Origin of the sequence: Rhizobium sp. SSA_523 (assembly GCF_030435705.1) — a bacterium.
Classification (GTDB): domain Bacteria; phylum Pseudomonadota; class Alphaproteobacteria; order Rhizobiales; family Rhizobiaceae; genus Neorhizobium.
In genome coordinates this window covers 84,477-96,756 of sequence record NZ_CP129381.1, presented here as the reverse complement: position 1 = coordinate 96,756, position 12,280 = coordinate 84,477, and the positions used below count along the sequence as shown (strand labels likewise).

Genomic DNA, 12,280 nt, shown 5'->3' with positions numbered 1-12,280 from the left:
CGCCGGAACACACGTCCAGCCGAGCCCGCTGCCAACATAGGACGAAGAAGATTATGAATTACTTTAAGCCTCTAAGACTTATGAGGGGTAAGATCTTGTAGCGCAGGCGCGTTCGACACCTGTCTTTCCTCCGACTTCCGCACCGCTTGATCTGGCTCGGACCGAAAGAGAGCGGCTGCCGAAGAAGGCGTCGATCTGACAAGCATGGCGCGAGAATGGTCTCCAGAGCAGCACCGCCAGGACGAACATCAGGCTCCAGGCCATGACCACATCGGAGAGAAAGTGCGCGCCGAACACCACCCTGTTGAACGAAAAGGCCGCCGCGACAATGCCGACCGTTGCAAGATAAACTCTCGCATGGTCGCGCCTCACCAGCAGAACAAGGGTGAGAAGGGCGAAGGCGCTTGCCGCCTCGCCTGAGATGAAGGAGCAATTCCTCATGCACTCGTCGGTGATCTGCCATGGCGGGGTGAACAGCGCGGTGCCGCCGAATTCGTCAACTGTCCGCGGACGCGCCCTCCCAACCAGCATCTTGATCAGGTGGACGCTCAATCCCGGCCCCAATGCGAAGTAGGTCAGAACGAACAGCAGCTTGTGCGGCGGCAAGGGATATCTCAGGAGATCGCGCAATCGCGTGGGGATCAAAAACACCAAGACTATTCCTATGACGGCCCAGGGGAGAACCCTGTTGGTATCACGAAACAGGATAAGGAAGCGGCTCTTCTCGAAGGAAAAGCCCGTAGCGGGATCATAAAACAGGCGCGTTACGATCAGGTCGAGCTCCGGCACCGCCGCAAAGACAAGGGATATCAGCCCTACAAGGATCAGCGCCTGCGGCAGCAGATCATCGGCTTTTCTCCCCTCGGTTTTTGAAATTGCATTTTGGTCTTGATTGAGGTCAGTTACGCTCATCTGTGGCTCCTTGATGGGGCCACGTTGTCTCGCCCGATTGTCAAGATTTGACCGAGATCCGGGGAAGGGCATGTCAATATCGATGAGTTTGACCGTGATTTCATCTCTCGTGCTGATCGTCGAGGATGATGAGGAGATCGCCTCCCTGCTCGAAAGATATCTCATCAGAGCCGGCTACAGGACGACCAAAGCGTCCACGGGCCAGGCGGCGCTTGCCCACACACAGAGATTGGCGCCCGACCTGATCTTGCTCGACATCGGCCTTCCGGATATCGACGGCTTCGACTTCCTCACAAAGATCCGGGGCACGTCCAACGTGCCGGTGATCTTCGTCTCCGCGATGGATGACAGCACGGACAAGTTGCTCGGGCTGAAGCTCGGCGCCGATGACTATGTCACCAAACCGTTCAACCCCCAGGAGGTCGTGGCGCGGGTGGGAGCCGTGCTGAAGCGAACCAAGGGTATCGTCGCCAGCGACGTCATTCGCCATGACGAGATTGAGGTCCAACTGGATTCGCACATCGCAACGGCATTGACGGAAAAAGGTCGGGTTCAGCTGCCGCTGACCGCAACAGAATTCCGCCTTCTGGTCTGTTTGTTGAGGTCACCCTTCAAGACTTTCGAGCGAGCCTCTCTGTTGGATGCCTGCCTGCCTGAAAGCGATGCGCTTGACCGAACCATCGATACCCATATTGCCAATCTGCGGCGCAAGCTCGCCGAGTGCAGCCAAGGCGGATATATTACGACGGTGCGGGGAATCGGCTACCGATTTGCGAGGTCGCCCGGTGGCTAGACCTGCCCTTTCGACCCTGACGGCAGCCTTGGCGTCCGTCATTCAGCTTGTGACGATAGCAGTGCTTTATGTCGCGGTGGACTGGTATATCGACGAGGCCGAAATCAAGGCCCTGGACAGGCTGCCGCAAGAGGCGAGATCTGCATTGCAGAGCCTGAACAGAGGCGAGGTGCCTGAGCCGCAGGCCCTTGCGGCGCTGGCCCCCTTCTATCCCCGGCTGGAAGATGCGACAGATGTCTCGCCCGTTGAAGGTGTTCTGGGTTTCGGCCTGGCCCTTGTCGGCCTTACCAGCGCGATTGGCGTCGTCCTGGCACACAAGATCGTGGCGCCCCTCACGCGGCTGACGGCGGCCGCGGAGAAAATTCGCGGCGGCGATTTCCAGGTCACTGTGGAGCCCGGCGCGACCAAAGAGGTGGAAGCGCTTGCGACGACGATCAACAGCCTGGCGAGCGAACTGCTCGCACTCGAAACGCGGCTGAAATTCAATACGAGAGCGGTCGCTCATGAATTGCGCACGCCCCTCACCGTGCTGCAGGGCAATCTCCAGGGCATGACGGATGGGGTGATCCCTGCGAGCGAAGACCAGTTGCGGGCCCTGCTGGTGCAGATACAGGGTATGTCCCGTCTTGTGGACCAGTTGAACACGCTGTCACTAGCAGGCACGAGCGATTTCGTTACGGCGACCACGACGACCGATCTTTCCCTTCCCGTTTCTGAACTGGTGCGACTGTTCCAGACCTCGGCCGGCGACGCCGTCGAATTCCGGACACATCTTCAACCTGCGCCGGCGAGGATCGATCCGGACCGCTTCCGCCAGGCAATCCTGGCTCTTTTCGAGAACGCCCGCAAATATGCGGGGGGCTACGGACCGATCGAGGTTCAAACCGGTCTGGATGAGGGCGGCCGGTCCTTCGTGACGATTCAGGACAGAGGCCCGGGACTGCCGGACTATGTGCAGAATGCCTCTTTCGACATGTTCTGGAGAAGTGAAAGGCTGAACGGACGCGGCCTGAGCGGTTCAGGCCTTGGCTTGACGGTCGTGAAAGCCATTGCAGATGGACATAATGCGCGGTTTGAGGTGGGAAACAATCTTGGCGGAGGCTCCTACGCCACGATAACGTTCCCCTCCTGATTGCCTGCGCCGAAGGCAGCGGCGGAGGCTTGCCGGAGGCGATGATGGTCGACACGGTTGCGGCCGGCGCTCGGGACCGCCTGCTGCATACCCTTGTCACGCCTCGAACAGTTCGATGATTTCGTCATTTATGCCCAGCACGTGAGCAGCCCGCACGACGAAGGATCGGTCGAAAGGCGGCCTGGCCTTCAGCCTGATCTCCGTCGGCCCGTCCCATACGCCACCTGAGCCGTCCTCGATCGGAAAGGGCTTCGCCCCTGCCGCCAGAGCCCGCTTGTAGGCTTCATCCAGATCGGAGACCCGCACACCAATATGGTTGAAGCTCGAGGCGCGATCGTCCGGCGGGATGGCATCCTCGGGTGCAGGGATCAGTTCGAGGATCTGCCCATCTCCCATGTCGAGATGGGCGCCCTGGAGCGGGTTACGGAAGTATATACGCCCATCCTTTGCCGCTTCGACACCGTCCCACCGAAACAGCAGGCGAAAGCGAAACGACTTCTCATAAAACGCGATCGCCTCGTCCATGTCACGAACCCGCACATTGACGTGGTGGAGACCCGACCCGTGGAGAAGATGAAGAGGTTTCACCGCATCGGGCGCATTATCGCCCTCAGAAACGCCGGATGAGGTCTTGCCGCTGCCTCCTGAGTCCGCCAGAGCCGGGGTGACCATTGCGGCAGCCACGCCGGCCTGCGCCGCCATCTTCATGACGTGACGTCTGGGCAAATGCATGTCTTCTTCCTCCATGAGAAACCAATCATCGTCAGCAGACAGCCTTTGACACGCCTGAGACCTCTGAGACCTCTTCGCTCGACGGAAGGAATCGTTACATCGAAGAAGATGTTTTTCGACCCTGAGTTGCTGGGGGCTGCGACCGCAGGATCTTTATCGGGCGGCCACTGCTGCTCCGACCGCCTGAGATTGAGGCTGTGCGGACACGCTCGATTTTTTAAAAGCGACGGCAGCGGCGATGCGCATTTTCTGGCAAAGAATGCGTCATTAAATCAACAAATCGCTTCAGATCGCAGGTCGTTTTGTATTATGGTTAGCCATAAATCATTTTCCTAGTTAGGTTTGTCAGCACGTGGCCATTCCAAGCGATCCCCCAGATCCTGCGAGCGTTGAAACCGGGGCCCTTAGCCCTTTGCAGATTGAAGTGGTGCGTAAATTGCTGCCAATTGCCCGTGCGGGTAAGTGGGCAATTGGTGACAAAATCTCGGATGCCGCTCTTGCACGCGAATTCGGTATCTCCCGAACACCCATTCGACAGGTGCTGCAATTCCTTGTCGAAAAGGGCTTGCTGGCGCAAACCGATACGCGTGGTTTCGTACTGGTGAGAATCCCGGCTGACGATGACCGGTTGGAGGAACTGGTGCCACCATCCAGCGTGGAGACCCTGTACCGGCAAATCATGCATGCGAGAGCAAACGGCCTGATCGGCAGCGAAGCCTCCGAGACGGAACTGCTGGACCATTTCGGGACCTCGCGCGGTGTCGTGCGACGCACCTTGATGCGCCTTTCTGCAGAGGGACTGGCCGAGCGACGAGACGGGCACGGCTGGCGCTTTGCCGAATGTCTCGACAACAGGCAGGCGGTCAATGAAAGCTATGCCTTTCGCGCCATCATCGAGTGTGGCGCCGTGATGGAAGATACGTTCCGTTTTGATATGGGCGTGTTGCTTGCGCTCGAAAGCGAACAGACGGCACTGCTGAACGCCCCCCTGGCGTCGATCGAAGGATCCGCCTGGTTCGAGGCAAATGCCCGCTTTCACGAAACCGTCGTCTCCTGGGCGAATAATCGCTTTCTGGACCAAGCCATCCGCCGCCAGAACAGCCTGCGGCGCATGACGGAATATGCGGAATTCGCCGAACTGAACGAGGCAGGTGTCCGTAAAGCGGCGCGTGATCACCTGGCAATCCTCGAGGCCATCAAGAGCGATGATCGCAAGCTGGCTTCCGCCATTCTTTTCCGGCATCTCAGCCGATCTTCGGCCAGCGGCGAGGCTCGCCCTGCCCGTATGACGGATTGATCTCCTATGGCAGCACGCATCTTTTGTCGTGACTTGTGTATTGAGCGCGGCGAACCGGTGTCCGGACTTGGCCCATCGGCGAAAGCCTATGTTCTGCTGCACTGGCCGCGCGGCGACTGGCGTGTGCCGCGCGTCCAATCGCATCTTATGCCTGAAGGGCTGGAGCGAGCCATTCTAGCCGCCAATGCTGCGGGCACTCACGTCGCGCTCGTGGATGGCGATGATATCGGCTTCACCCATCAGGACAGTGTCCGGGACCATGTCACGCCTGAGGAAGCTGAGCAGCTATTGCTGCATCTCGCCGGTGGAGGTGTGCTGCAAGGCAGGCATGATCCACGCTTGACCATCCTGTGCTGCACCGATGGCAAACAGGATCCCTGCTGCGCCCGCTACGGCTATGCGACATGGAAGGCCCTGCGGCAGGCAGCGGACCCGAACCGCTTTCGCATCCTGCAATCCACCCATCTCGGCGGATGCCGCTTTGCCGCCTCCCTCGTGGCCTTGCCGCAGCGGGCACGCTACGGCCGGCTGGAGCCCTCGCAGGTTGGGGATTTTCTGAAAACCCTTGAGCAAGGCCTTCCCTATCTGCCCGCCTATCGCGGCAACCCTTCTTACGAAGCGCCTGCACAGACGGCGGAAATCGCCGTGCTCGACTGGGCAGGACAGCATGGCGTGGCAGGCAATGTGACACTTCAGGCGATGGAGAGTGAGATCAGCAGCCCGGAGCAGATGCGTTTCCACGCGACGATTGGTGCACACCGCGCCACTGTCACGGTCGAACGACAGGAGTTTGCGGTGAACACGCGCTGTGTAACGATCGGCGCGGCGCAGGACGCCAACACGGTCGCACGCTGGGTCGCCGCATCGGTCGTGGCCGAAGCGTGATCACGGCCGCGGCCTGCCGCCCCGTCCTGCGCCTCAGCTTTCGAGAAGAGCCGAAAAGAATGCTTTGACGGGTGGCTGAATGCCTGCGCCATCGTGACTGATGCCCGCAACCATGTCGAAACGCGGTTCAACGCCAATCGCCTGCAAACCCTTTTCCAATGATCGCAAGCGCTCAACCCGGGTCTCGCCGCTATCGTTGATTCCCTCCATCCAGAAGGGTGAGTTCGGTCCGACGGCGACGTCCCAGGTTTCGACATCCGCATCACCGATAACCAGTTGCACAGCCACCTGACGCATAGCGTCAATATCAACGGGCTGGCCAAATATCTCTTCCATGCCTTGCAATCCGACCCACCAATTGGCCCGGTCATCCGGCAGGGTGACGGTACCCGGCGCACCGACAGAAACGGCGCGGAGCCGGCGCGGGTGAAGATAAAGGAAGCGATGAGCGAATTGCGCGCCGCCGGAAAAGCCGTGCATCAACACCCTGTCCTTTTCGACCCTGTAACGCGCCGCCACTTCATCGATCATGTCCAGCAGAACGAGATCGTAGCGAATGCCGTGATAGATCATGTGCTTGTAATTGTGCAGATCGTCCGGGTCATCAATGCCCGCCGGAAAGAGCGGTGCCAGCAATACGCATTGGTGTTTTTCGGCAAAATCGATGAATTCGTCACGCAGGATATCGGCGTCCCGCAGGCTGCCGTGAACCAGGACCGCGAGGGGATGCACGGTGTCACCCGTCGGATCGTAACCTTCCGGAATATAGCAGCACCACGAAAAGCGCTGATCCATACGCGAGGCATAGATCGGCGTGCGGCCCCGGCGGTAGAAGTTGAGGGCCGCACCCTTTTGCTGAATGGACATGAGGAATTCCTGCTAAAGTTTCTTCGACGATTGCTGGCTGGCATAATCGGCCAGCACGCGGTTCATACGGGCAAGCGTGTTCTTCAAGGCGTCGTAACCCCCGTTACGCTCCCGCGTTGTCTCATCCATGTAGAGCTTGCGGTTGATCTCGAACTGCACGCTGTGGCGCTGAAGCGCCGGGTTCGAATAGGCCGCGACCAGTTCCGCGCCACGGAAAGGCTTGTTGAGCGCAACGACAAGCCCCTCGGCTTCGAGTGTCTCGGTGATCAGCGAAACGAATTCGCGTGCGGCTGAGCCGCCATGCAGATCACCGAGGCAGATATCCGCCCTCACCGTTCCCGCAGGATCGGACGAGATCGCATGACCGACGGCCGTCATGGAATGGCAATTGATATGATAAACACGGCCGAAACGGCTATAGACGGCATTCAGCAAGCCGGCCAGATGTTCATGATAGGGCTGCCAGTAGGTGGCTATTCTGGCTTCAGCCTCAGCCACACGCATTGGCGCGGCATACATTGGCTCGTCGCCCCAGGCATATCGCCACATCAAACCCATGCCACGCTTTGCCGTCGCGCTTTCACGCAGCGGATGGGGCCAGTCGCCGTCCAGAAGCGCGATGTCCATATCGAGCAAGGACCGGTTCACATCCAGGAAACTGCGGGGAAAATGCGCCCTGAGCAGTGGCGCGCCGACATCGCAAGCCGATTGAAACAGGTCATCGACATGGGTGTCCGCGGCTACTCTTACCCGTTCCGCGGAAACGGCAGGATGGAAAGCCTGCGGCATTTCCAGGCCACTATGGGGACTGTCGAACACCATGGGGACGAGAGGGGCGCGTGGCGCAATCACCGAAAGCACGCCGTCCAGCGTCACGTCTTGCAACTGGGCATAGAGGGGAGTCATTTCTGCGGTCCTTCCGTTGCGCCGGGCTTGAGACGCGCATTCACCTTGTCTACCGCGCGGGTGATATCGCCAAGCTTTTCGCCGTCGAGCAGCCGCTGCATGGTGCGGGCAACGCGTGCCTCGCGGGCAATGCAGATCGCAGCAATCTCCGCCGCCTCATCAGCCGGCAGCACCACCACACCCGAGGCGTCTGCCAGCACGATATCGCCCGGCAGGACAGGCACGCCGCCGCAGGCGATCGGGCGATTGAACGTGCCTCCGAGATCGAGCTGACGGGTGGTGACCGAGGAGACACCACGGCACCAGACGGGAAGGCCTTCGGCGAGAATTTCCGCGACATCGGTGCACGGGCCATCGATAACGACCCCGGCAAGGCCCGCCATGCGCGCCGCCCTCGCAACAGCTCCGCCAAGGCAGGCATGCCGGCTGTCGCCCAACCGGTCTATCACCAGAATATCACCGGGCCGCACCTGGCCCAGCGCATAATGCAGCAAAGTCGAACACATGGCCGGGATGGCAAGCGTGACCGCGACACCGGCTCGCACCTGCTGTTGCGGCGTGATCGCCTGTATCGCGTGGCTCATGAAGCCGGTGTGACGCAGATGCCCGACACTGGCTGTCTCGATCTGCTGCAACGCATCGATAACGTCCTTCGCAGGGGCAACCGGCATCGCACCGATCCGTAGTTCAGTCATGTCTGTCTCCTTGCGAGGGCTCTTCGTCAGCGGCGCCGAAAGGTTGAACGGCATGTCTCGGGTCGAAGCCTGCGAGATGGCGCATCAACCGCGCCGTATGGCTGACGATATGATCTACGATCACTTCGCCCTTTTCCGCGCTTGCCAGCGAGGCGAGTCCGCCAAGCATTCCGGACGGATCGACCTCCGTGCAATCAAGCGGTATCTGAACCGGCAACCCTTCGAAACGCGTGGCCGAGACGCCGCCAATCGGCAAGCCGAAGACGGTGCCGCGCGGCGCGGGGTCGCGCATCGCCCCCTCTCGAACGAGGTCAGGAAAGAGATGCATATAGACCGAGGTCATTGGCTCGCCGCCATGACCGCGTACACGCGCAGCGCCATCGGCATAAAGCCTGTTCCACAGGCTCTCCGGCAGGCTCTGCCAGATGTTCAGCGCCGGTATCAGCACACCTTTTTCAAGGCGCAGTTTGCGGCAGACCTGATCGATCAGCGGCGCATTCGTCGTGTGTCCGTTGAAAATCAGCAGCCGCTCATGGCCGTGATCGAGGAAGGAGGTCAGGATATCCTCGAGAACCGCGGTGAAAGTGGCGGCACGCAATTGTATGCCACCAGCAATGCCACGGAAGAATTCGGCATGACCAAAGGGCAGCACAGGCGCCATCAGCCCGGCGCCGCGACGGGCGCTCATTTCCGCAAGCCTTTCGGTCAGCATGAAATCACCCATTGGCGCATGCGGTCCCTGCTCTTCTTGCGAGGCAAGCGGGATCAGAATGACCGCGGGGCGCTTCATACGCTCCGCGAACATCTCATGCGTCATCCGGGATATCGCAACTTGTTCGACGTCAGCCATGCTGCTTGTTCCTCACAGCCTGGGTCAGCAGCCGGCCGGTCATGTCAGGCCATTCAAGCTCGGAAGAGTTCACATTCACCTGCCTTGCAAAGGTCATCGAACCATCGGCGAAGCGCATGCGCACGGTATCCCGAAACGCCGTCTCGACGAAGATCCAGTCCATTTCCAGCACCGTAGCCGCCGCGTCATTTTTGAGGAGACGGGCCGAGGCCAAGACGCGCAGTCCCTCGGCTGGCTGGTAGGAATGGTGCAGCCTGGCTCCGGGCATAGTGGTGACTGTTTCAATGTACAAGCCGCATCCGACGCGCAATGCATGGTCACCCTCAGCGTCGCGAAGAATGATGCTCAGCTCGTGATCGCCGGCCACAAGCGAGATGCTTTCGACGCCTTGGTCGTTTGGCTCCATGATCCATGTGCCACATGGCACTCTTTCCGAAGAAAAGTGGCTATCCATCAAACGCTCAAGCCGCAAGCCAGCCAGACGCGCCTCCAGCTTTCCCTGGCTCTCGAGGGTACCGGCCCCTTTTCCCAGTGCTGGACGCAGCACGTCATAGATGAGCCGATGGACGCGCCGGTCACTGTCTTCCAGCCCGCCGGTGAAGGCCACCACGGCATTCTCTTGCGGAAGGACGATACAATACTGGCCGAACAGCCCATTGGCGGAAAAGCTGTCATGGGGACCACGCCACCATTGATAGCCGTAGCCTTCACGCCGGCTGACCGTGTGGCCATCGATGAGCTCGTTCGGCCCCAGATAATGGTCTCCAGTAAACACACCCAGCACCACATCCCGGATCTGCATGCCGGTTGCCGCTTTCACCCACGGACGCGGCAGAAGCTGGCGACCCTGCCACTCCCCGCCCTGCAGATGCAATATGCCAAGTTTCAGCATGTCCTCACTGGTGCAGCTGAGACCGTTGCCGCCCGTGTTGACGCCGTCCGTGCCGGTGTCCCATCTCATAGAGCCAGACATACCCATCGGACGGAATATCCGCTCTGAGAGGTAGTCGGCAATCATGCGCCCGGTGACCTGCTGTACGATGGCAGACAGCATGTAACTCGCGGCACTGTCATAGACGAAGACTTCGCCTGGCCTATAAGGTGTCGGCTGCCGCAGAAAATCCTCGACCCAGCTTGAAAGCACCCGCCGCCAGGAGCCGCCGGATATGCCGCGCCCATGGCCACTGGTCATGGTCAGCAGGTGCCGCACTTTCATCATGCGTAAGTTTGCGTCGACCGGTCCGGCGTAATCCGGAAAGAATTGCAGCACATCATCATCGACCGAAAGCAGACCATCCGACACCGCCAGACCGACGGCCATGGAGGTGAAACTCTTTGTCACGGAATGCATCATATGCGGGCGGTTGGCCGAATAGGGCGCCCAGTAGGCGCTGGTGATCAGCGCGCCGTCCTGCCACACAAGCAGGCTATGCAATTCAAGATCATGACATTTGATCTCATCCAGCATGGCGAGCAAAATTGCCGGATCCGTGCCGCGTGAACCGGGTGTGGCACGTGGCAGGTCCCTCGTTATTCCTGTCATTTTCATTGCAATGCGTCCGCCTGCTGTTTTTCCATCTCCGAGAACCGCCAGTTCAGCGAAACGCCGGTCTCAGTGCGGGTCAGCGTTGGAATGGCCGAAAGCAGCGCGCGTGTGTACGCTGATTGAGGGGCATCGAAGATCTCGTCGCGGTTGCCTTGCTCGACGATGGCGCCATCGCACATCACCACCACCCGGTCGGCAAGTTGCTCGACCACGCCCAGATCATGGCTGATGAACAGGCATGAAAAACCGTATCGTTTCTGCAGACCGGCGAGAAGTTCCAGCACTCTGGCCCGCACGGTGACATCCAGCGCCGACACCGCCTCGTCGGCGATGACAAATTTGGGCCGCCCGACAACGGCGCGCGCAATCGCGACACGCTGACGCTGGCCGCCGGAAAGCTCATGGGGAAACCGATCGAGATAACGCCCGTCGAGCCCCACCTCTTCCAGAATGGCATGCGTACGGCGCAGCTTCTCTTCGCGGTTCGACTGGCCGTCATGCCGCAAGGCCTCCGCCACGATATCGCGTATCTTCATGCGCGGATCCAGTGATCCAAACGGGTCCTGAAAGATCATCTGGCAATTCAGGCGGTAGTCGCGCCATGTCGGCGAGTTCGGCTTCACCTCTTCGCCGGCAAAGAGAATGCGGCCGGCAGAAGCAGGAACCAGTCCGGCGATACATCGCCCAAGCGTGGTCTTGCCGGAACCGGACGCACCGACCAGTGCGACGATCTCACCCGGCCGCACCGCAAGGTCCACACCATGCAAAGCCTTCTTGATCTTTGGCGGCGCGAGAAGACCTGAGCGTGACCTGTAGGTCACCTCGATGCCGCACACTTCGATGACCGGCTTCGCTTGCGGATCGATCTCCCTGAGCGGCCCGCGCACCGGCATGGATTGCAACAGCTCGCGTGTGTAATCGTGGCGCGGGTTCGAAATAATTTCCGTGACCGGCCCCTGCTCGACAATCTCGCCCTGGCGCATGACGATGATGCGGTCGCAATAGCGCGCAACCATCGGCAGGTCGTGACTGATCATCAGCAGCGCGGTGTTTTCGCTGCGCACCATTTCCAGCATCAGTTCCAGCACCTCACGCTGCACCAGAGCATCCAGGGCGGTGGTCGGCTCATCGGCAATCAGCAAGGATGGTCGCAACAGCATTGCGGAGGCCAGCATCATGCGTTGGCGCATGCCGCCGGAGAAATGATGCGGATAGGCAAGCAAGGCACCCTCGGGATCGTGAATGCCAACCCGCCGCAGAATTTCGAGGATCCGGACGCGTCGTGCCGCAGCGTCCAGCCGCGTATGCAACTTCAGCGGCTCCTCGAGCTGTTTGCCGATGGTCATCGACGGATTGAGGGAAGTCATCGGCTCCTGAAAGACCATGCCCAGCCGGGAACCACGCAATGCGCGGATGTCCTTGTCTTTCATGGCCGGCACCGAGCGGCCTTCAAAGCGGATATCGCCGCCGGTCAGAGCGATGGCCGGTGGTTGGAGACCCATGAGGCTTCGGGCCACCATGGTCTTTCCTGAACCGCTTTCCCCGACGATGCCGACGATCTCACCTGCGCCCACGCTGAAGGAAACCTCGCGGACGATACGGTGATCATCGACGCCGTTCACGGAAAGGCTGAGGTTCTCGACCTGAATAAGAGGCTCGCCCATT

Annotated in this window: 12 protein-coding genes; 4 read left to right on the top strand and 8 right to left on the bottom strand. The window is 60.1% G+C overall.

Going from position 1 to position 12,280, the window contains the following annotated elements; translation table 11 throughout:
• Positions 1-78 precede the first annotated feature (78 nt).
• Positions 79-912 (bottom strand): phosphatase PAP2 family protein, encoded by an 834-nt coding sequence (locus QTJ18_RS01850; protein ID WP_252752321.1) that lies wholly within the window; start codon positions 910-912, stop codon positions 79-81.
• A 94-nt stretch (positions 913-1,006) separates the two neighbouring features.
• On the opposite strand from QTJ18_RS01850, the gene QTJ18_RS01845 reads away from it, so the two are divergent.
• Entirely contained in the window at positions 1,007-1,705 is a 699-nt protein-coding gene (locus QTJ18_RS01845; RefSeq protein WP_252752322.1) for a response regulator transcription factor, read from the top strand.
• The gene (locus QTJ18_RS01840) at positions 1,698-2,837 is read left to right on the top strand and encodes a sensor histidine kinase (RefSeq protein ID WP_252752323.1); all 1,140 of its coding nucleotides are present in this window, start codon (positions 1,698-1,700) and stop codon (positions 2,835-2,837) included. Before QTJ18_RS01845 ends, QTJ18_RS01840 begins: the two co-directional genes overlap by 8 nt.
• A 96-nt stretch (positions 2,838-2,933) precedes the next feature.
• On the opposite strand, the gene QTJ18_RS01835 is transcribed toward QTJ18_RS01840, so the two are convergent.
• Positions 2,934-3,569, bottom strand: a complete 636-nt coding sequence (locus QTJ18_RS01835; protein WP_252752324.1) for a VOC family protein — start codon at positions 3,567-3,569, stop codon at positions 2,934-2,936.
• A 352-nt stretch (positions 3,570-3,921) separates the two neighbouring features.
• On the opposite strand from QTJ18_RS01835, the gene QTJ18_RS01830 reads away from it, so the two are divergent.
• Together QTJ18_RS01830 and QTJ18_RS01825 are read left to right on the top strand one after the other, a co-directional pair.
• Positions 3,922-4,866 (top strand): GntR family transcriptional regulator, encoded by a 945-nt coding sequence (locus QTJ18_RS01830; protein ID WP_252752325.1) that lies wholly within the window; start codon positions 3,922-3,924, stop codon positions 4,864-4,866.
• Positions 4,867-4,872: 6 nt separating this feature from the next.
• A complete protein-coding gene (locus QTJ18_RS01825) occupies positions 4,873-5,751 on the top strand; it encodes a sucrase ferredoxin (RefSeq protein WP_252752326.1) in 879 nt (292 codons plus the stop codon).
• Between the two features lie 33 nt (positions 5,752-5,784).
• Here QTJ18_RS01825 and QTJ18_RS01820 read toward each other — a convergent pair whose 3' ends face one another.
• Genes QTJ18_RS01820 through QTJ18_RS01795 form a run of 6 tightly spaced genes read right to left on the bottom strand, consistent with a single transcriptional unit; the run spans position 5,785 to position 12,279 of the window.
• On the bottom strand, positions 5,785-6,618 hold the full coding sequence (locus QTJ18_RS01820) for an alpha/beta hydrolase family protein (protein WP_301557755.1): 834 nt from the start codon (positions 6,616-6,618) through the stop codon (positions 5,785-5,787).
• Between the two features lie 12 nt (positions 6,619-6,630).
• Positions 6,631-7,524, bottom strand: a complete 894-nt coding sequence (locus tag QTJ18_RS01815) for an N-formylglutamate amidohydrolase (protein ID WP_252752328.1) — start codon at positions 7,522-7,524, stop codon at positions 6,631-6,633.
• Positions 7,521-8,219, bottom strand: a complete 699-nt coding sequence (locus QTJ18_RS01810; RefSeq protein WP_252752329.1) for an RraA family protein — start codon at positions 8,217-8,219, stop codon at positions 7,521-7,523. The genes QTJ18_RS01815 and QTJ18_RS01810 overlap by 4 nt, the downstream gene beginning before the upstream one ends.
• The gene (locus QTJ18_RS01805; RefSeq protein ID WP_252752330.1) at positions 8,212-9,069 is read right to left on the bottom strand and encodes a creatininase family protein; all 858 of its coding nucleotides are present in this window, start codon (positions 9,067-9,069) and stop codon (positions 8,212-8,214) included. Before QTJ18_RS01805 ends, QTJ18_RS01810 begins: the two co-directional genes overlap by 8 nt.
• Positions 9,062-10,618 carry a serine hydrolase domain-containing protein gene (locus tag QTJ18_RS01800; RefSeq protein ID WP_252752331.1) on the bottom strand — a complete coding sequence of 519 codons (1,557 nt, stop codon included), beginning with the start codon at positions 10,616-10,618 and terminating at the stop codon, positions 9,062-9,064. The genes QTJ18_RS01805 and QTJ18_RS01800 overlap by 8 nt, the downstream gene beginning before the upstream one ends.
• Positions 10,615-12,279: an ABC transporter ATP-binding protein gene (locus QTJ18_RS01795; protein ID WP_252752332.1), complete on the bottom strand. Its 1,665-nt coding sequence runs from the start codon at positions 12,277-12,279 to the stop codon at positions 10,615-10,617. The genes QTJ18_RS01800 and QTJ18_RS01795 overlap by 4 nt, the downstream gene beginning before the upstream one ends.
• Position 12,280: the final 1 nt, after the last annotated feature.